The sequence below is a fragment of the Escherichia sp. 93.1518 genome, assembly GCF_013368915.2.
Taxonomy (GTDB): Bacteria; Pseudomonadota; Gammaproteobacteria; order Enterobacterales; family Enterobacteriaceae; genus Escherichia; species Escherichia ruysiae.
Map to the genome: position 1 here is coordinate 161,210 of NZ_JABWMT020000008.1, position 20,489 is coordinate 181,698.

At 46.0% G+C, this 20,489-nt stretch carries 17 protein-coding genes, 1 tRNA gene and 3 pseudogenes; 15 read left to right on the top strand and 6 right to left on the bottom strand.

Features of this window, described 5'->3' with window-relative positions:
• Positions 1 to 6: 6 nt before the first annotated feature.
• Together speC and HEN21_RS23020 are read right to left on the bottom strand one after the other, a co-directional pair.
• The gene (gene speC, locus HEN21_RS08330) at positions 7 to 2,142 is read right to left on the bottom strand and encodes an ornithine decarboxylase (RefSeq protein ID WP_176252476.1); all 2,136 of its coding nucleotides are present in this window, start codon (positions 2,140 to 2,142) and stop codon (positions 7 to 9) included.
• Positions 2,143 to 2,303: 161 nt separating this feature from the next.
• Positions 2,304 to 2,387: a hypothetical protein gene (locus HEN21_RS23020; RefSeq protein ID WP_219906480.1), complete on the bottom strand. Its 84-nt coding sequence runs from the start codon at positions 2,385 to 2,387 to the stop codon at positions 2,304 to 2,306.
• 152 nt (positions 2,388 to 2,539) lie between these two features.
• Between HEN21_RS23020 and HEN21_RS08335 the strand changes: the two genes are divergently transcribed.
• The 5 genes and pseudogenes from HEN21_RS08335 (at position 2,540) to HEN21_RS08355 (ending at position 4,484) form a co-directional block, all read left to right on the top strand.
• A complete protein-coding gene (locus HEN21_RS08335) occupies positions 2,540 to 3,247 on the top strand; it encodes a DUF554 domain-containing protein (protein WP_176252477.1) in 708 nt (235 codons plus the stop codon).
• A gap of 104 nt (positions 3,248 to 3,351) precedes the next feature.
• Positions 3,352 to 3,427: transfer RNA gene (locus tag HEN21_RS08340), tRNA-Phe, on the top strand.
• Positions 3,428 to 3,589: 162 nt separating this feature from the next.
• Positions 3,590 to 3,835: pseudogene (locus HEN21_RS08345) on the top strand (Arm DNA-binding domain-containing protein); the annotation flags it as partial.
• Positions 3,836 to 4,052: 217 nt separating this feature from the next.
• Positions 4,053 to 4,151, top strand: a complete 99-nt coding sequence (locus HEN21_RS23370; RefSeq protein ID WP_328056828.1) for a DUF3732 domain-containing protein — start codon at positions 4,053 to 4,055, stop codon at positions 4,149 to 4,151.
• Positions 4,152 to 4,328: 177 nt separating this feature from the next.
• The gene (locus tag HEN21_RS08355; RefSeq protein ID WP_309487107.1) at positions 4,329 to 4,484 is read left to right on the top strand and encodes a hypothetical protein; all 156 of its coding nucleotides are present in this window, start codon (positions 4,329 to 4,331) and stop codon (positions 4,482 to 4,484) included.
• Between the two features lie 270 nt (positions 4,485 to 4,754).
• On the opposite strand, the gene HEN21_RS08360 is transcribed toward HEN21_RS08355, so the two are convergent.
• The gene (locus HEN21_RS08360) at positions 4,755 to 5,624 is read right to left on the bottom strand and encodes a hypothetical protein (protein ID WP_176252207.1); all 870 of its coding nucleotides are present in this window, start codon (positions 5,622 to 5,624) and stop codon (positions 4,755 to 4,757) included.
• A gap of 149 nt (positions 5,625 to 5,773) precedes the next feature.
• On the opposite strand from HEN21_RS08360, the gene HEN21_RS08365 reads away from it, so the two are divergent.
• Both HEN21_RS08365 and HEN21_RS08370 read left to right on the top strand, forming a co-directional pair.
• Positions 5,774 to 6,556 carry a type IV toxin-antitoxin system AbiEi family antitoxin domain-containing protein gene (locus HEN21_RS08365; protein WP_176252206.1) on the top strand — a complete coding sequence of 261 codons (783 nt, stop codon included), beginning with the start codon at positions 5,774 to 5,776 and terminating at the stop codon, positions 6,554 to 6,556.
• Entirely contained in the window at positions 6,543 to 7,472 is a 930-nt protein-coding gene (locus tag HEN21_RS08370) for a nucleotidyl transferase AbiEii/AbiGii toxin family protein (protein ID WP_176252205.1), read from the top strand. Before HEN21_RS08365 ends, HEN21_RS08370 begins: the two co-directional genes overlap by 14 nt.
• 344 nt (positions 7,473 to 7,816) lie before the next feature.
• Here the strand turns inward: HEN21_RS08370 and HEN21_RS08375 are convergent, their stop codons facing one another.
• The 3 genes and pseudogenes from HEN21_RS08375 to HEN21_RS08385 all read right to left on the bottom strand — a co-directional run.
• On the bottom strand, positions 7,817 to 9,001 hold the full coding sequence (locus tag HEN21_RS08375) for a hypothetical protein (RefSeq protein ID WP_176252204.1): 1,185 nt from the start codon (positions 8,999 to 9,001) through the stop codon (positions 7,817 to 7,819).
• A gap of 457 nt (positions 9,002 to 9,458) precedes the next feature.
• Positions 9,459 to 9,932 (bottom strand): annotated as a pseudogene (locus HEN21_RS08380) (VasL domain-containing protein); the annotation flags it as partial.
• Positions 9,914 to 10,021: pseudogene (locus HEN21_RS08385) on the bottom strand (type VI secretion system contractile sheath small subunit); the annotation flags it as partial. The pseudogenes HEN21_RS08380 and HEN21_RS08385, both read right to left, overlap by 19 nt.
• A 582-nt stretch (positions 10,022 to 10,603) precedes the next feature.
• Between HEN21_RS08385 and HEN21_RS08390 the strand changes: the two are divergent.
• The 8 genes from HEN21_RS08390 to HEN21_RS08425 all read left to right on the top strand — a co-directional run bounded on the left by HEN21_RS08390 (position 10,604) and on the right by HEN21_RS08425 (position 20,165).
• Complete coding sequence (locus HEN21_RS08390; protein WP_016159831.1) at positions 10,604 to 11,077, top strand: hypothetical protein; 474 nt, start codon at positions 10,604 to 10,606, stop codon at positions 11,075 to 11,077.
• Complete coding sequence (locus HEN21_RS08395) at positions 11,074 to 11,409, top strand: lysozyme inhibitor LprI family protein (protein WP_000789898.1); 336 nt, start codon at positions 11,074 to 11,076, stop codon at positions 11,407 to 11,409. Before HEN21_RS08390 ends, HEN21_RS08395 begins: the two co-directional genes overlap by 4 nt.
• Before the next feature lie 808 nt (positions 11,410 to 12,217).
• The gene (locus tag HEN21_RS08400) at positions 12,218 to 13,201 is read left to right on the top strand and encodes a KpsF/GutQ family sugar-phosphate isomerase (protein WP_001298261.1); all 984 of its coding nucleotides are present in this window, start codon (positions 12,218 to 12,220) and stop codon (positions 13,199 to 13,201) included.
• Between the two features lie 71 nt (positions 13,202 to 13,272).
• The gene (locus tag HEN21_RS08405; protein WP_000905918.1) at positions 13,273 to 14,421 is read left to right on the top strand and encodes a capsule polysaccharide export inner-membrane protein kpsE; all 1,149 of its coding nucleotides are present in this window, start codon (positions 13,273 to 13,275) and stop codon (positions 14,419 to 14,421) included.
• Between the two features lie 23 nt (positions 14,422 to 14,444).
• Positions 14,445 to 16,121 carry a polysaccharide biosynthesis/export family protein gene (locus HEN21_RS08410; protein WP_010348153.1) on the top strand — a complete coding sequence of 559 codons (1,677 nt, stop codon included), beginning with the start codon at positions 14,445 to 14,447 and terminating at the stop codon, positions 16,119 to 16,121.
• A gap of 9 nt (positions 16,122 to 16,130) precedes the next feature.
• Positions 16,131 to 16,871 (top strand): 3-deoxy-manno-octulosonate cytidylyltransferase, encoded by a 741-nt coding sequence (gene kdsB, locus HEN21_RS08415; protein WP_176252203.1) that lies wholly within the window; start codon positions 16,131 to 16,133, stop codon positions 16,869 to 16,871.
• Positions 16,868 to 18,895 (top strand): capsular polysaccharide biosynthesis protein, encoded by a 2,028-nt coding sequence (locus tag HEN21_RS08420; RefSeq protein WP_176252202.1) that lies wholly within the window; start codon positions 16,868 to 16,870, stop codon positions 18,893 to 18,895. Before kdsB ends, HEN21_RS08420 begins: the two co-directional genes overlap by 4 nt.
• 34 nt (positions 18,896 to 18,929) lie before the next feature.
• Positions 18,930 to 20,165, top strand: coding sequence for a capsule biosynthesis protein (locus HEN21_RS08425; protein WP_176252201.1), 1,236 nt, complete (start codon positions 18,930 to 18,932; stop codon positions 20,163 to 20,165).
• Positions 20,166 to 20,489 lie beyond the last annotated feature (324 nt).

Sequence of the window (20,489 nt, forward strand, 5' to 3'; positions counted from 1 at the left end):
TTATTCTCACTTCAATACATAACCGTACAACCGTTTCATGCCGTCCGCATCAGTTTCGCTATAGACACCTTGTAGCTCCGGCGAAAACCCCGGCAGCAAATTCACGCCTTCTTCCAGTGCGAGGAAATAACGCTGTACCGCGCCTCCCCAGACTTCCCCCGGCACTACGCAAAGCACCCCCGGCGGATACGGCAGCGCCCCTTCAGCCGCAATTCGCCCTTCGGCATCACGAATCCGCACCAACTCCACTTCGCCGCGAATATAGGCGCTATGCGCATCCTGTGGATTCATCACCACTGGCGGGAAACTCTGCTGGCGGAACATCGCTTTTTGCAGGTCTTTGACGTCGAAGCTGACATACAAATCGTGCATCTCCTGACACAACTGGCGCAAAGTGTAGTCGCGGTAGCGCACCGGATATTTGTTATAAACACTCGGCAGCACCTCAGCCAACGGCGAATCACCCTCAATATGCTGTTCAAACTGCGCCAGCATCGACACCAGTTGTGCCAGCTTCTCGTGACTTTCCGCCGGTGTTAATAAGAACAAAATGGAGTTGAGGTCGCACTTTTCCGGTACGATGCCGTTCTCACGCAGATAATGCGCCAGAATCGTCGCCGGTACGCCAAAATCGCTATATTCACCGGTTTCGGCATCGATACCTGGCGTGGTCAGTAACAGCTTGCACGGATCAACAAAATACTGCTCTGCGGCATATCCCTCAAAGCCGTGCCACTTTGCTCCTGGTTCAAAGCTGAAGAAACGGCGGTCACTGGCCAACGCTGACGTCGGATAATCCTGCCACAATTTGCCATCGACAACGGGTGGGATAAACGGACGGAACAGCTTACAGCGTGCAAGAATCGCCTTGCGCGCTTCAATTCCCGTCTCAACGCACTCAGCCCACAGCCGACGACCACTCTCCCCTTCATGGATTTTGGCATTGACGTCCAGCGCGGCAAATAGCGGATAGAACGGGCTGGTGGAAGCATGGAGCATAAAGGCATTATTCAACCGCTTATGCGGGCAAAAACGCGCCTGCCCGCGAATATGGTTATCTTTTTTATGGATCTGCGACGTCTGCGAGAATCCCGCCTGTTGTTTATGCACCGACTGGGTAACAAAGATCCCCGGATCGTTTTCGTTAAGTTCCAACAGCAGCGGCGAGCTATCCGCCATCATCGGGATAAACTGCTCGTACCCGACCCATGCAGAATCAAACAGAATGTAATCACACAGATGCCCAATGGTATCGATCACCTGGCGGGCGTTGTAGATAGTGCCGTCATAGGTTCCCAGCTGAATAATCGCCAGGCGGAACGGGCGCGGCAGTTCGGCTTTTTCTGGCGCAACGTCGCGAACTTGCTGGCGCAGATACTCTTCATTAAAACAGTGCGCATCAATCCCGCCGATAAAACCGAATGGGTTGCGTGAGGCTTCCAGATACACCGGCGTCGCCCCGGCCTGAATCAGCGCACCGTGATGATTCGACTTATGATTGTTACGATCGAATAGCACCAGATCGCCACGCGTTAACAGTGCGTTTGTCACAACCTTATTCGCCGCCGAGGTGCCATTAAGGACAAAATAGGTTTTATCGGCATGAAAAACTTTGGCTGCGAATTTCTGCGCATCTTTCGCCGAGCCTTCATGGATAAGCAGATCGCCCAGTTTCACATCGGCATTACACATATCGGCGCGAAAGACGTTCTCACCGAAGAAATCGTAAAAATGGCGTCCGGCTGGATGCTTCTTAAAGAACGCGCCATGTTGATGCCCTGGACAAGCAAAGGTGCTGTTGCCCATCTCAACGTACTGCGTCAACGTGTCATAAAACGGTGGCAGCAAATTCTCTTCATACTGACAAGCAGCAGACTCCAGCTCCAGCCACTGCTGCTCGTTACCGTTGATAATCGCCGTAATGCCCGCAGGCACTTCAACAACATCTTCAGAATACAAAAATACCGGTAGATGAAACCCGGTTCGCTTAAGTAACGCAAGAATGCCACTACGACTATCCGCAGCGGTAATGACGACTGCCGCGACGTCCGTAAAATCAGTATCTTCCAGCGCCACCACGCGACGATGGGTAGAAAGTCGGGAAACCAGTTCATAACTGGCGGCAATACTCATTGATTTCATAAGCGCAAACCCGTTTCGGGGAGGTAAGAATATCGGACAAGATGAAAAACCTTGCCCCATGAGATGTGGGTCAAACTGGTCACCAGCTCCGACCGCCAGACATCAGTAAAAGCAGAAACGCTCTGATTTTACTGTTGTCCTGCAGTAAGCGTGCGTTAACTTCACCGCATGAGCAGTAACATGGAAAGGGAAGATTTTCGCGCAAAACGGCGAGAAGCGAGAGAATGTAAGGAGGTGGCATGCATCAGGCAAACTCCGTACAGAGAGGAGAAAATTCGCGCAATAATGGCACCTTTCGCTAAAGCGTGCAAGCCAGGACTTTGCGGCCAGACAAGCCATAAACAGGGCAAAAAGTTCATAATAAAAAAATCAAACAATACAGTTAACAGGAACTCTCGTGGTCATCGGCCCTTTTATCAACGCTAGTGCAGTATTACTGGGTGGCGTTCTCGGCGCACTGCTTAGCCAACGTTTACCGGAACGTATCCGCGTCTCAATGACATCGATTTTTGGTCTGGCATCGCTGGGGATTGGTATTTTACTGGTGGTGAAATGCGCCAACCTTCCGGCGATGGTTTTAGCTACGCTACTTGGCGCTCTAATCGGCGAAATATGTTTGCTGGAGAAAGGAGTCAATACAGCGGTTGCCAGAGCGCAGAATCTGTTTCGCCACTCGCGCAAGAAGCCAGCGCATGAATCTTTTATTCAAAATTTTGTCGCGATTATTATCCTGTTTTGTGCCAGCGGTACAGGGATCTTCGGCGCGATGAATGAAGGAATGACTGGCGATCCGAGTATTTTAATCGCCAAGTCATTTCTTGATTTCTTTACGGCGATGATCTTCGCCTGCTCTCTGGGGATTGCGGTATCAGTAATTAGCATTCCATTGCTCATCATCCAGTTAACGCTGGCCTGGGGAGCAGCGCTGATATTACCGCTAACTACGCCGGCGATGATGGCGGACTTTAGCGCGGTGGGAGGATTATTGCTTCTGGCAACCGGTTTGCGCATCTGTGGCATTAAAATGTTCCCGGTGGTCAACATGCTTCCAGCACTGCTTCTGGCAATGCCACTTTCCGCCGCCTGGACCGCCTGGTTTTCCTGAAATGTGTGCAATAGCGGCAAAGTGATGATAGATTGTGCAGTCTGCAGTAATTTGAAGAAATTTGATTGACGAGACGAGGCGAATCAGGTTTAATGCGCCCCGTTGCCCGGATAGCTCAGTCGGTAGAGCAGGGGATTGAAAATCCCCGTGTCCTTGGTTCGATTCCGAGTCCGGGCACCACTATTTAGTTTCATGGCGTCGCTATGAGTCCTGAAACGTTAAAAATCAGTTAGTAACAAAGAATCTGGAGCACCAACAGGTGCTACCAGGTTTTTTGACATCCATAGTTTTTTAGGGCTTAATTGAAGGCCCGTCGGTTTGATAAACTATGGAGCCCCCACTATGTCTCTCAGCGATACGCAGAGTCTGTACCTGCTGATTAAACCCAACGGATCTAAACTCTGGCACCTCAAGTACCGTTTCGGCGGTAAAGAGAAAAAGCTGGCGTTTGGCGCTTATCCTGCTGTTTCTCTGGCAATTACCCGCAAGATGCGCGAGGATGCCCGCTCGGTATTGAGCGCAGGCAACGATCCCGGCGTGAAAAAGCAGAAGGAAAAGTTTGCCCGTAAAAGCGGTAACACTAAAGAATACAGACGGCATCAGTGAAAATATAAAAAAATAAACAGACAGTTAACTCCTCTTGATATTTATTTTAAAAAATTTAATCGCGAACGTCACGAATACATTGCATATAAAGAAGTTAATTCGCTTATTGAAAAATATGCAGACAAATTTAACCTTGAACGAAGAGAAAATATTAGTCTTGATAAGAAATAACTAACATTAAATTTTAAGAACCAAATATATAAAAAAATATCTATGGAAAGTTGGTAGTAGTGAAAATTGGATGGGCTATCACATATCAATTTCATTAGCTTTACATGAATATCTCTCACCCAAATAGACATAAATTACCTCCCTTTAGCTTTTTAGTAATCGTTCAACTAATCAAGGTTTATTTTCCTGGTACAGATTCTGGTGAAAATATACTAGATCAATCTAATAAAAATGAAAACCTACAAAAATCAAGGAAATTTGATATTACTGCCACAAGGCGTATTTTGAAATATTATCATCAGCAATTAAAAAGAATAATCTAAATTTCCAAATTATCGTTCTTGAGCATACTGATAGCTCAATATGGGGTCGATTGATAATACTCATGAATCAGTTTGCTGGAAAGATAAAGGAGATAGGCTCATACCTCAAAAATGGATCAGATAAATTATACTATTAAACATATATAAAACTAAGCTTACACCAATTCAATCAAACAATGCAAGCTTAGTAATAAATCACTAATATTAAATAAATTGGTAAAACATACTATTAATAACTCACTCCTCAATCTTATCTTTTTATTAGGAGATGATTCACCTCTTTGAATTTTTATTACTTCAATGACTTGGGGAGAGTATGACTAAGTTCTAATACTATTTCCCTCCCACATAATCTGTATTTATCCATATATAATCCTTCAATAATTTAATATTATTCTTTCATCCCATCAAAGCACTGGTCGGGAAGGACAATCAGATCGTTCTTCCATCTCGTTAGCCATATTACGTTGAGATATGCGGCGGATCGCCTCAGAAGCAACAAATAGCGCACGCATTGAAAGAGCCATAAGTTCAAGGCGAGTCATGCCATGAAAAGCATATCGACTTTCTACATAATTTGGAAAATTTGCGCATGCCTGGAACAACCGCTCATCATTGCGTGTAGGTTTAATCTTAATTAATTCAGCGGCTAGTTTGGGTAGATGATGTGACAATTTTTTTAGTTGGTCACCAGTCCATCCTAAGTGAGTTAGTGAAGCTTTAATTGATAATTCAGCCATCAAACATGCCGTTTGAACAGCAGCATCAGGATCTGTTCCAGATAGAATACGGGGGGTCGCCACAGCGGATGACCGCGCATTACATAAAAGTTCTTTTGCCGGAGATCCCATGTTGATAAGATCATCAACTCCATATCCAAAGTCCCAAAGATCACAGACGCCATAAAAAGCCCTCCAACCTTGCTCTGGGTAATTCTGAAAAATAAATTCTAATTCGCTTTGCGAGATATCAATACATTTGAGGGGATCAATACTAAAAGAACCATAAGCGACATTAATGTGCACAGGGTACATCACATCACGCAGAGCAACCCCACCAACCATTACTGATGGAATAGAAAAATCGCCTTTTGGGTAAAGATATTCATAAATCCCCATCACAGGCTCCCATATCCCCTTATCCAGTATATCGCCAGTGATATTTTTTTCTTTCATCCATTCGATTACAACACAAAATGGTCGAGCATGAAGTGCGACATCAGCGGCTATCAACTTGTCGTCAATTTTATGTACAAAATCTTTAGTTATGATATGCATTGATTGCTCCACTAAAAATAATCTGCATAAATCATACAACTAAGTCTCCTGAAAGACTTATGACTATTTAGTCAAATACCTGTACCAATCTGAAAACAAGAACTATAATAGTTTAATAATTTTCCAAATTGTCAATCAAGAGACGACATTTGCCAAAGTATATAAACTGGCTGATGCAAAACACCCTCCCCGGTCAGGTGTTGCTCCAGTCATGGCTTACCCGCAACGGCATAGATCGTAAGCTCTCTTATCTCTATGTCCAGAATGGCTGGCTCAGGCGGATCGCTCACGGCGTATACTGCCGAACGGGTCGTGAACCGGATTGGGTGGATGCAGTTTACTGCCTACAATCGCAGTGGGAAAAGCCAGTTCGGGTGGCGGGGCTAACCAGCCTTGCGCTTCAGGGCTATGCGCACTATACCGAACTGGGGAAATCGCAGGTCTGGCTCGCGCTCCCGGCTTACGTCAAGCTACCAGGATGGTTTGCTGCCTTCGACCAATCTACGACGTTTGTCACACTATATACCTCTGGCCTCACCGTCGATATAACACCATTCACGACAAAACTTAATGTGGGCGACCGGCAGTTAGCGGGCAGTGTCCCGGAACTGGCCGCGTATGAGATCGCCTACGGTGTTCCTTCGTTGATCTCGTTCGAACATGCCGATGCTCTGTTTCAGGGAATGAATCTTCTCAGCCCGCGTAAATTACAAACACTACTCTGCGCCAGCCATTCGGTTAAAACCAACCGGGTGATGCTTTACCTTGCCCGGCGTAATGGGCACCCTTATTTTCAGTATCTTGATCAAAGCGGTATAGAAACAGGTACAGGAAAGCGGCAAATCATACCCGGCGGCTGGCTGGAGCCGGATTATCAAATTACTGTTCCACGCACATTTAAACCGGAAGGAGTTGAAGATGGATCTGCGTGATAGTTATGACCGACAGGTTAAACTGCTGATGGCTGCTCTGCCGCATGTGGCGGAGGAGTCCTGTTTCGCGTTGAAAGGCGGCACGGCAATCAATTTGTTTGTGCAGGATTTTCCCCGTTTGTCGGTGGATATCGATCTGGCGTATAAGACTTTTGCTGATCGCGATACCGATTTGACGGCTATTAACGATGCTTTGAAGAGAATTACTGCATCGCTGAACAGTAAACCGGGGATTACCGCGATTCGACAGGAAAATAAAGCAGATGAAAAGCGCATCATTGTGAATACCGCTGATGCACAGATAAAGATCGAGGTTAGTCCTGTCTGGCGTGGGCTGTTGTTGCCTCCGGCAGAAATGCCGGTATGCGAGCGCGTGGAAATGGAATATGGTTTCACCACCATAAGTATTGTTTCGCTGGCGGATCTTTATGGCGGTAAAATCTGCGCCGCGCTCGATCGTCAGCATCCGCGCGATCTGTTTGATGTGATGAACATGCTGGAGAAACCGGGTCTGACGCGCGAAATTTTTGACGGTTTTCTTTGCTACCTGGCTGGTCATCCTCGACCTATTGCCGAACTGCTGGCACCGAATTGGAATACAGCGCGGATTGCCAGGTTGTACGCCCAGGAATTTTCAGGGATGACCCAGCAGGAAACGTCGTTGGAATCGCTGCTGTCAGTAACGAATTTGCTGCCGCAGGCGTTGAAGTCACATCTTACGGATCGGGATCGCGAGTTCTTGCTCAGTTTTAAGCAAAACATCCCTGACTGGTCGATGTATCGCTATCCTGAAATTCAGCATCTTCCGGCTATTCGCTGGAAGCTGCGTAACCTGGCAGTGCTGAATGATAAGAATCCGGCCAAGTATGCGGAGGCGGTAAATAAGTTCGAGTGGGTTCTGGCGCAGTATTTTTAGTTCTGTTCAGAGAGATTGAATTGAACCATGATGTTTGGTTATCCCAACTGCCTCATGCCTACATCTCAAAAACAAATAAAAATATTTATATATTTCAATAAGCAATAATAAACATCGTGAAATTTTATCTCAAATGAGCCTAACCAGGCATATTAACTTAAAGCTCAATGCAGAGATGATGGCTCAACATCATACAAGCGAGGTGGGAATGTTTTTCACGCCGCTATGTGTGCAGTTCCACCTACTATATGTGAACCTCAGACCGTTATGTGTGAACCAGACTCCACACATAACTGAGGTAAGCGTTCCCAGCAGCTAATATTTATTATTTTATCGCAAAAATATCATTCCCTCACTTTCCCATTATCATCAAACAATGTATCCCATTGTTGAATATCAACATCGTCTAATACCAGACAGTCTCTGGTCATTTTTTTTAATTCCGCAATTTTCTTACTATCAGCAAACGGAACAAAAGATACGTAATCTCTCTTATATGTCTCATCCCTGATTTTTACTACTGCTATAGGGCAAATCAGGTTTTTACTTTCCACAGAAAATACATTCACACCTTTAATGTAAAAATGCTCTCCCATATCTGATAGTACCTGAGTATTCCATGACGTTTTATGAAACATAGCAGGTTTATACTTCTCTCCGTTAATGAGATAAAAATGTGGTGTTTTGCTAACAAGACCAATCGCATTGAGTGATGAATATATAAATATTGTTGCGATATTAGGGAAGAATAAAAACGTCAACAAAACCGCACCCACAATTGCCAATGATATTTGATGAACAACCGAAACAATATTGCTTTTTGTTTTTCCCGTGCTGGAAAAATAAATAATTGAAGGAAAGAATGTAAGAAAAGAGAATGCAATCATAAACAACAGTGCAAAAATGACAGCAGTAGTACTCTCCCCTTTACTTGACTGCATCAGGAACGAGATCGGGATAGAAATTGACAATGTTGCAGAAAAAATCCCAAACAGATTTACGAGTGTATGCCCGATAAAACTACCTATATTACTTATTACACCATCATCTTTATTCCATTTAAAATTCCTCATTAAAGTCAGGAATACAAAGCAAAATGACAAAAACAAAATGATTGAGACGATTAGAACAATCCCGGGTTCATATCCCTTAGTTACTTTCGCCACCTCAGGTATGAATGGGATAAAAATCATAGCCAAATACAGGATGGATAAACACAAAGATACAGCAGGAAGCTTCGATAATACATTTACAGCACGACTGTTTTTTTCATAGGTTGACTTAATAACTATCAATATAAAGCTGGGTATAACCAATGTCATTGAAATTGCTAGTGCAAATATCATAACTGAAACCAAAACCGACATAAGCCCAGCATTAAACGAAAGTATATCAGGAAAAATATCTACTCGACCTATACTATTCAAATAGCTCCAAACAACTATTCCAGATAACAAAGCGACATAGGGAACAAGCTTCGCAACTCTTTTCCCCATAACGCTAATCATGTTTTTTACATCCTCTGGCATCGCGACTCCTTGTATATTCCATGTATGGTAAAGCGTTCAACTAATCAATACCAACAAATTATTATTATCTATACCATGAAATTTATGGGATATTATTTTTCAATGCAATTAAATTCTGACAAGTTCAATGAATGTGCAACTCCATTCTGTTCTGATCACGACCGATACATTGATTATAAATATAGGTAAACAGCTAAACATTCACTGTAGGAAAATTTCACACGGATATACAAACAACTGGTAACACGGAGGATTTTACTACAATCACTTACTACCTGCGGCAGGCAAAAATCTAAAGCCGTATTTAAATAAATAAGGTTCAATGGACTGCGGATAGAATCTAACCACTATGCAATTTCATGATAACTTTCACAAAATCAAAGCGATATTCTGTCCGCTGGCACTCTCCCTGATTGTGCAGCAATCTCCGCAGCAGACATTTCGATAACGAGCTGAGTCATTCATAATCATTCACACCTTTTAGCTTCGAAGCATTCTGTTTAATGTCGGCATACCTGGCGATAAGTTGTTTCAGGCGCATCTCTGCCTGAGCCCCTGCGGCAGGAGGGAGTGGCTGCCCTACCGGCGATTGCGCCAGTATCCGCAGTTGTTCTTCAGCCGGTATGGATTGGTTAAATAGCTGCATAGCGGAATACACCACAGATTTCAGTTCACTGACCGTCATATATTTCCCTTTATGCTCATCCAGTCCGTTCAGTCGTTCACTCAGTTTCTGTAGCGTCATCATTCCCTGATGCCAGCCATTCAGGTTTCCTGTAGGCAATGCGGTAACATTAAGTTGTTGCTGCCACTGTTGCATCAGAGGTTTTGCCCGCTCCGGCCAAATCGCCCGGGCTTGTTCGACAAGCTGCCATCCTCGGGGAGTGAGCCAGTCCGGTGGTAGCTTGTCCAGAAGTGCAACCTGATGCTGTCTTCGCTACCGTCATCAGCAAGTGTGTTATTAACAATAAGATTTACTTTTGGAGAATATTCAGAAAGGACTGCATCAAAATTATTTTTTAATTCAATTAAAGTCAAATTAATCACAATACTTCATTAACTCGATGCTAAGGCAATGTGGAAATGAAAAAAAGCAATGCAGATCAACATATTGAGAATAAAAAATAATGGGAAAATTGCCTGACAATAAAAATAATCGCAGCCATATCAATTGATTAAAAACGTCTTTATAAATATTCCTAATTATATTTTTATTATGTTATTTTGTTTTTTATTTACCACAGCATCTGTTAATGGACAGGCCATATATAGCGCAAAACACTGACTTACCCGCGCCTATGCCACAGATACTGTTATCTGATAGTTATGCCCATGTTGCCTAAGTAATTCATAAGTATTCGCCGTGTTCTGACATTAAATTCTTGTCCGGCAATCAGGTCATACCCGTATCCACAGGTCTCAATATTGGAAAAGAGATTTTATTTTAGGCAAGCTGAAATTTGCATTACAGCATATTCAGGCCTACACCCGAATGACCTGATTAACCATAAAAAATTGATGCAGCGCAGCATGTTAATTATTCCTGGATCTTACATTGTCATTGCACAGTAAATGTAGAAACTTATGCGTAACGGAGTATTTATGAGTTTTAAACGTTTGGTTATAATTACCGCAATATCCTGTATGTATACCGGATTTGCATTTGCCGCGAACGTCACGTTGAACCCTGCCCAGGTAGAACATCTGAATAACGTCATTAATCACGAGGTAAAAGGGAAAGATGACCGTAATTTTGTCTATACCAACTGGACAGAAGCTCAACGTGTGGCTGAATTTATTTGCCGACCACTCGCTCTGAAAGAGCTACAGAAGCGGTACACCGACGTAGATAAGGTTATTTTTGATCAGGGAAAACATAATATGCAGCGTCTGGTCTCACCTGCACTGCTGACAGGTAATGGTCAGTACCGTAGAGGGATTAACTGGACGACTTTTCACTTCGCCTGTGAACTGTCAGTGAAAACCGGAGAGGCGATGGGATTCAGGCTGTTGAGAAATAAAACCCTGACCATGGCTCCGGGGCCCGTTATTCGTTCCGGGGAGATCGGCCAGTGAAAAATATTCTTACCGCATTTCTCATCATCATTCTCCCTGCTTTCTCCGCCACGGCAGCCAGTTTTGACTGCCGCCAGTCCCGCAGTGCGGATGAAAAAGCAATTTGTTCATCACATAGCCTGAACGATTTGGATGTGGAGATGAGCGTTAAGTATCAATTTCTTCATGGGCTTTACGCGATGGGAGCCGCCGGGGAACTGCATGACTCACAGGTACTATGGCTGGCTGAACGTCGCCAGTGTGGTGGCGATACCACCTGCCTGACAAAAGCATACAAGCAGCGCCTGAAAACGTTGAACCATCTTTATGACGCGATTAATAAACCACTCTGAATCTAAACTGGACTGCTGGTTGTCGGAAACGCCTTCATACAAGGCATCTCCTTACCGGCACGTATAACTCAAAAAGAGCCTGATGATTGTTCTTCCATCGGCTCTTTCTCTGAAGTTAAGGAAGGCTCCGGACGGAAGTACTCGCTGGCATATGCGGCTCCAGCTCAATCAATGATAATCACCATCGTTATTTTTTATTTAGCAATAATCTCCTGAAAAATAGATATAGCCAAAATTCAATCCTGCCTGGCTTAATTCCGCATCCATCACCAGAAATAATCAACGCCATAACTATCATGTCATTTAATAGTCACCGCTAAAATTTTATTATTTTCTTCTGCTTTACAGGGAAATTGTCAATCTGTTTATTATGTCCGGTTTAAATAGTTAATCACAAAACATCATCGCCATTGCTGACGTGTTTTATTCATTGATAACAGTGCCATACGTTCTTTTTTTACAAAGAAACAATCAATTACTAAATTGTTTTTTGACTTAATAGTTAAGCGCGAAACATTTTAATAAATGATAAAAATCCTAAATTCCTTGTTCATAATGTAGGGGTGTGTTAAATAGGTGGGCAAAATTTGGTTCCCCCTTCTCGCCTGTAATATTGCAGCATCTTCGCACTCCCATGAGACATTGCGACTTAATAAGAAGGTGATAAGCCCTGCATAAGCGCATGGGCTGACCATGGTTTTATATTCATAAAAATATTTCGTTATAACCCATTGATTTAATATCAATAATTTATTGTGGGTTCGGGTTTGTTGTGACTGTGGCATTATTTCCGTGCAAAGGAGCTGATATGTCTGAAAGACATTTACCTGATGACCAGAGCAGTACTATCGATCCATATTTAATTACCTCTGTTCGCCAGACCCTGGCAGAACAAGGCGCAGCATTACAAAACTTGTCTAAACAACTGGATTCCGGGCAGTACCAGCGTGTCCTTAATTTGATAATGAACTGTAAAGGGCACGTTATTCTTTCGGGAATGGGTAAATCAGGGCATGTCGGTCGTAAAATGTCAGCGACGCTGGCCTCTACCGGTACACCGAGTTTCTTTATTCATCCGGCAGAAGCATTCCATGGCGATCTGGGTATGATTACGCCCTACGATCTCCTGATCCTTATTTCCGCCAGCGGCGAAACGGATGAAATCCTCAAGCTGGTTCCTTCACTGAAAAATTTCGGCAACCGAATTATCGCCATTACCAATAATGGAAATTCCACGCTGGCAAAAAATGCTGATGCCGTGCTGGAACTCCACATGGCGAATGAAACCTGCCCGAATAATCTTGCACCAACAACGTCCACCACGCTGACCATGGCGATCGGCGATGCGCTGGCTATTGCCATGATCCATCAGCGCAAATTTATGCCAAATGATTTTGCACGTTATCACCCGGGTGGTTCATTAGGTCGTCGCCTGCTGACCCGCGTTGCGGATGTCATGCAGCATGATGTTCCTGCGGTGCAACTGGATGCGTCATTTAAAACCGTGATTCAACGTATCACCAGCGGATGCCAGGGAATGGTGATGGTAGAAGACGCAGAAGGCGGGCTGGCGGGCATTATCACCGACGGTGACCTGCGTCGCTTTATGGAAAAAGAGGATTCTCTGACATCCGCCACGGCGGCTCAGATGATGACGCGTGAACCGCTGACGCTACCGGAAGACACCATGATCATTGAAGCGGAAGAAAAAATGCAAAAGCACCGCGTCTCAACGTTATTGGTGACTAACAAGGCAAATAAAGTCACTGGCCTTGTGCGCATTTTCGACTAATTAAGCAACGGGGTGCGAGAGTTTAGACTCTCATTGAGTTTGCGCCCCACTGAAACTTTGATAATCGTTACATGTTGATAAAAGTGAAGTCTGCCGTATCCTGGATGCGTGCTCGTCTGTCTGCCATCTCACTGGCAGATATCCAAAAACACCTGGCGAAAATCATCATTCTGGCACCGATGGCGGTGCTGCTGATCTATCTGGCTATCTTCAGCCAGCCTCGCTATATGAGCGAGTCGAAAGTCGCCATTAAACGCTCAGATGATTTAAACAGCGGCAGCCTGAATTTTGGTCTGCTTCTGGGTGCCTCTAACCCCAGTTCCGCTGAAGATGCGTTGTATCTGAAAGAGTACATCAACTCGCCGGATATGCTGGCGGCGCTGGATAAGCAACTGAATTTTCGTGAAGCGTTTAGCCACAGCGGGCTCGATTTTCTTAATCATCTTAGCAAGGATGAAACCGCAGAAGGCTTCCTCAAGTACTACAAGGATCGTATCAACGTTTCGTATGACGATAAGACCGGATTGCTGAATATTCAGACGCAGGGCTTTAGCCCGGAGTTTGCGCTTAAATTTAACCAGACCGTGTTGAAAGAGTCAGAACGCTTTATCAATGAGATGTCGCATCGCATTGCGCGCGATCAGCTTGCCTTTGCAGAAAGCGAGATGGAAAAAGCGCGCCAGCGTCTGGATGCCAGCAAAGCGGAACTGCTCTCTTATCAGGACAGCAACAACGTTCTGGATCCACAAGCCCAGGCGGAGGCCGCGAGCACGTTAGTCAATACGCTGATGGGTCAGAAGATCCAGATGGAAGCAGATCTGCGTAACTTGCTGACATATCTGCGTGAAGATGCACCACAAGTGGTAAGTGCGCGTAATGCGATTCAGTCATTGCAGGCACAAATCGACGAAGAAAAAAGCAAAATCACGGCGCCACAAGGTGACAAATTAAACCGCATGGCAGTGGATTTTGAAGAAATCAAATCAAAAGTAGAGTTCAACAGCGAGCTGTACAAACTGACCCTGACCTCCATTGAAAAGACCCGTGTAGAAGCGGCTCGTAAGCTCAAGGTGCTGTCGGTTATCAGTTCACCACAGTTGCCGCAGGAATCGTCTTTTCCAAACATCCCTTATTTGATCGCCTGTTGGTTACTGGTGTGCTGCCTGCTGTTCGGCACCCTGAAACTATTGCTGGCTGTTATTGAAGATCACCGAGATTAACGCTGTCGCTGAATGAGTTTGTGATGAAATTATTTAAATCAATTTTACTGATTGCCGCCTGTCACGCGGCGCAGGCCAGCGCGGCCATTGATATTAACGCTGACCCAAACCTGACAGGAGCAGCGCCACTCCCCGGTATTCTGAGCGGACAGAAGTCGGATACGCAAAACATGAGCGGCTTCGACAATACCCCACCGCCAGCGCCGCCGGTGGTGATGAGCCGTATGTTTGGTGCTCAACTTTTCAACGGCACCAGCGCGGATAGCGGTGCAACAGTGGGATTCAACCCTGACTATATTCTGAATCCTGGCGATAGCATTCAGGTTCGTTTATGGGGTGCGTTCACCTTTGATGGTGCATTACAGATTGATCCCAAAGGCAATATTTTTCTGCCAAACGTTGGTCCAGTGAAAGTTGCCGGGGTTAGCAATAGCCAGTTGAACACTCTGGTTACATCAAAAGTAAAGGAAGTGTACCAGTCCAACGTCAACGTCTACGCCTCCTTATTACAGGCGCAGCCAGTAAAAGTGTACGTGACCGGCTTTGTACGTAATCCCGGTCTGTACGGCGGTGTGACGTCTGATTCGTTACTCAATTATCTGATCAAGGCTGGCGGCGTTGATCCAGAGCGTGGGAGCTACGTTGATATTGTGGTCAAGCGCGGCAACCGCGTGCGCTCTAACGTCAACCTGTATGACTTCCTGCTGAACGGTAAACTGGGGCTTTCGCAATTCGCCGATGGTGACACTATCATCGTTGGGCCTCGTCAACATACGTTCAGCGTTCAGGGCGATGTCTTTAACAGCTACGACTTTGAGTTCCGCGAAAGCAGCATTCCCGTAACGGAAGCATTGAGCTGGGCGCGCCCTAAACCTGGCGCGACGCACATTACGATTATGCGTAAACAGGGGCTGCAAAAACGTAGCGAATACTATCCGATCAGTTCTGCGCCAGGCCGTATGTTGCAGAACGGCGATACCTTAATTGTGAGCACTGACCGCTATGCTGGCACCATTCAGGTGCGGGTTGAAGGCGCGCACTCCGGTGAACACGCCATGGTACTGCCTTATGGTTCCACCATGCGTGCGGTTCTGGAAAAAGTCCGCCCGAACAGCATGTCGCAGATGAACGCGGTTCAGCTTTATCGCCCATCAGTGGCTCAGCGTCAGAAAGAGATGCTGAATCTCTCGCTGCAAAAACTGGAGGAAGCGTCACTTTCTGCCCAGTCCTCCACCAAAGAAGAAGCCAGCCTGCGAATGCAGGAAGCGCAACTGATCAGCCGCTTTGTGGCGAAAGCGCGCACCGTGGTTCCGAAAGGTGAAGTGATCCTCAACGAGTCCAATATTGATTCTGTTCTGCTGGAAGATGGCGACGTCATCAATATTCCGGAGAAAACATCGCTGGTTATGGTTCATGGCGAGGTGCTTTTCCCGAACGCGGTGAGCTGGCAGAAGGGAATGACCACCGAGGATTACATCGAGAAATGCGGTGGCCTGACGCAAAAATCGGGTAACGCCAGAATTATCGTCATTCGTCAGAACGGTGCCGCCGTCAACGCGGAAGATGTGGATTCACTCAAGCCGGGCGATGAGATTATGGTTCTGCCGAAATATGAATCGAAAAACATTGAAGTTACCCGTGGTATTTCCACCATCCTCTATCAGCTGGCGGTGGGTGCAAAAGTGATTCTGTCGTTGTAAGGAGTTGAAATGAGCAAAGCAGTTATTGTCATTCCGGCTCGTTATGGCTCATCGCGCCTGCCGGGTAAGCCGCTACTCGATATTGTTGGCAAACCGATGATCCAGCATGTTTACGAGCGTGCGTTACAGGTGGCGGGCGTCGCAGAAGTTTGGGTGGCAACTGACGATCAGCGTGTTGAACAGGCCGTGCAGGCGTTTGGCGGGAAAGCCATCATGACGCGTACCGATCATGAATCCGGCACCGATCGGCTGGTCGAAGTGATGCATAAAGTCGAGGCAGATATCTACATTAACCTGCAGGGCGACGAACCCATGATTCGCCCGCAGGATGTAGAAACGCTGCTGCAAGGAATGCGTGACGATCCCACGTTGCCGGTGGCAACGCTATGCCACGCGATTTCTGCCGAAGAAGCGACGGAGCCCAGCACAGTAAAAGTGGTTGTGAATACCCGCCATGATGCACTTTATTTCAGCCGTTCGCCGATTCCGTATCCGCGTAATGCTGAAAAAGCGCGCTATCTGAAACACGTCGGTATTTACGCTTATCGTCGCGATGTGCTGAAAAACTACAGCCAGTTACCGGAGTCCATGCCGGAGCAGGCGGAATCACTGGAGCAGCTACGGTTAATGAACGCGGGAATCAACATTCGCACGTTTGAGGTTGCCGCAACCGGTCCGGGCGTTGACACCCCTGCATGTCTTGAAAAAGTGCGCGCCCTGATGGCACAGGAACTGGCTGAAAACGCATGATTGGCATTTTTTCGTCCGGCATCTGGCGTATTCCGCATCTGGAGAAATTTCTGGCGCAACCGTGCCAGAAACTTTCTCTGCTGCGCCCTGTTCCGCAAGAAGTTGATGCTATCGCCGTGTGGGGACATCGCCCCAGCGCGGCGAAACCAGTCGCCATCGCCAAAGCAGCGGGAAAGCCGGTCATCCGTCTGGAAGATGGATTTGTGCGCTCGCTGGATCTTGGCGTCAATGGTGCGCCGCCGCTTTCTTTGGTGGTGGATGATTGCGGCATTTACTACGATGCCAGCAAGCCTTCGGCGCTGGAGAAACTGGTACAGGATAAAGCCGGAAATGCAGCATTGGCAGATCAGGCCAGAGAAGCGATGCACACCATCGTGACCGAAGATTTGTCGAAATATAATCTGGCGCCTGCGTTTGTGGCTGATGAGTCAAAACATTCAGACATCGTTCTGGTTGTCGATCAGACATTTAATGATATGTCAGTGACGTATGGTAATGCGGGTCAGAATGAGTTCGCCGCCATGCTGGAAGCCGCGATGGCGGAAAATCCTCAAGCGACAATTTGGGTGAAGGTGCACCCAGATGTACTGGAAGGAAAGAAAACAGGTTATTTCGCCGATCTGCGCGCCACGCAACGAGTACGTTTGATTGCGGAGAATGTCAGTCCGCAGTCGCTGTTACGACACGTTTCCCGGGTTTACGTCGTGACCTCCCAGTACGGCTTTGAAGCCTTGCTGGCAGGAAAACCAGTGACATGCTTCGGTCAGCCCTGGTATGCAGGCTGGGGGTTAACGGACGATCGTCATCCGCAGTCCGCTTTGTTATCTGCCCGACGCGGTTCTGCCACGCTGGAAGAACTTTTTGCCGCTGCATACCTGCGTTACTGTCGCTATATCGATCCGCAAACGGGAGCAGTAAGCGATCTGTTTACCGTGCTGCAATGGCTGCAATTACAACGCCGCCATCAGCAGCAGCGTAATGGCAATTTATGGGCGCCAGGCTTAACGCTGTGGAAGTCGGCGATCCTGAAACCTTTCTTACGAACGGCGACAAACCGGCTGAGTTTTTCACGTCGCTGTACTGCGGCGAGCGCCTGCGTGGTATGGGGTGTAAAAGGAGAACAACAATGGCAAGCCGAAGCGCAGCGAAAATCACTGCCATTATGGCGAATGGAAGATGGTTTTCTGCGTTCATCCGGACTTGGCTCTGACCTGCTGCCGCCGCTATCGCTGGTGCTGGATAAACGCGGTATTTACTATGACGCCACACGCCCCAGCGATCTGGAAGTGCTGCTGAATCATAGCCAGCTAACGCTGGCGCAGAAGATGCGAGCGGAAAAATTACGCCAGCGACTGGTTGAAAGCAAACTGAGTAAGTACAACCTGGGAGCCGATTTCTCTCTACCAGCCGAAGCCAAAGGTAAAACAGTTATCCTGGTGCCGGGTCAGGTAGAGGACGATGCCTCTATTAAAACAGGCACTGTCTCGATTAAGAGCAATCTTGAGTTATTACGCACAGTACGCGAGCGTAATCCGCACGCCTACATTATTTATAAACCGCACCCGGATGTACTGGTGGGGAATCGCAAGGGCGATATTCCGGCAGAACTGACTGCTGAACTTGCTGATTATCAGGCACTGGACGCAGATATTATTCAATGCATCCAACGCGCAGATGAAGTGCATACCATGACGTCGTTGTCGGGGTTTGAAGCGTTATTACATGGCAAGCACGTACATTGTTACGGCCTGCCCTTCTATGCCGGTTGGGGTTTAACCGTCGATGAACATCGCTGCCCGCGTCGCGAGCGAAAATTAACGTTAGCGGATCTGCTATATCAGGCGCTGATTGTTTATCCAACCTATATCCACCCAACACGGCTACAACCTATTACGGTTGAAGAGGCGGCGGAATTTTTGATCCAGACGCCGCGCAAGCCGATGTTTATTACCAGAAAAAAAGCGGGGCGAGTAATACGCTATTACCGCAAATTAATTATGTTCTGCAAAGTCAGATTTGGCTAAACAATTTCACAGTTGACTATTACGCAAATTATTTATGCAAGGTAATGCACTAACCGTTTTATTATCCGGTAAAAAATATCTGCTATTGCAGGGGCCAATGGGACCCTTTTTCAGTGATGTTGCCGAGTGGCTAGAGTCATTAGGCCGTAACGCTGTGAATGTTGTATTCAACGGTGGGGATCGTTTTTACTGCCGCCATCGACATTATCTGGCTTACTACCAGACACCGAAAGAGTTTCCCGGATGGTTACGGGATCTCCACCGGCAATATGACTTTGACACCATCCTCTGCTTTGGCGATTGCCGCCCATTGCATAAAGAAGCAAAACGCTGGGCAAAGTCGAAAGGTATCCGCTTTCTGGCATTTGAAGAAGGATATTTACGCCCGCAATTTATTACCGTTGAAGAAGGCGGAGTGAACGCATATTCATCGCTACCGCGCGATCCAGATTTTTATCGTAAGTTACCAGATATGCCTGCGCCGCATGTTGAGAACTTAAAACCTTCAACGATGAAACGTATTGGCCATGCGATGTGGTATTACCTGATGGGCTGGCATTACCGTCATGAGTTCCCTCGCTACCGCCACCACAAATCGTTTTCCCCCTGGTATGAGGCACGTTGCTGGGTTCGCGCATACTGGCGCAAGCAACTTTACAAGGTAACACAGCGTAAGGTATTGCCGAGGTTAATGAACGAGCTGGATCAGCGTTATTATCTTGCCGTTTTGCAGGTATATAACGATAGCCAGATTCGTAACCACAGCAATTATAACGATGTGCGTGACTATATTAATGAAGTCATGTACTCATTTTCGCGTAAAGCGCCGAAAGAAAGTTATTTGGTGATCAAACATCATCCAATGGATCGTGGTCACAGACTCTATCGACCATTAATTAAACGATTGAGTAAGGAATATGGCTTAGGTGAGCGAGTCATTTATGTGCACGATCTCCCGATGCCGGAATTATTACGCCATGCAAAAGCGGTGGTGACGATTAACAGTACGGCGGGGATCTCTGCGCTGATTCATAACAAACCACTCAAAGTGATGGGCAATGCCCTGTACGACATCAAAGGCTTGACGTATCAAGGGCATTTGCACCAGTTCTGGCAGGCCGATTTTAAACCGGATATGAAACTGTTTAAGAAGTTTCGGTGGTATTTATTGGTGAAGACGCAGGTTAATGGGGTTTATTATGGGGGTAGATGTTTTTATCCTAACATTATGACGGATAAGGATTTTTTTGGTTTTACACGTCAAGTTTGAAGATTGATAATTTTTAACAAAACATGGCTAATCAGTACTTGTTAACTATTTAACAAACTGCAAAAACACGAAATTATCAATTATAAAAAACGTCAAGATTATTAATTAAACAATCAAAAAACGAACATATCTTAACTTTATAAAAAACAAATTACAATATGTTAATACAAACTCTCTAACTTATCTTTTTTAATTTTTGCATCTTCCTTTAAATACTCACACAGCCAGCTAACACGTTGCTTAAAACTCATATTTTCAAGCGATGCAAATGAATATGACAAAAGGTATTTTTGAATATATTCAGGACAAGACTCAATATTTAAT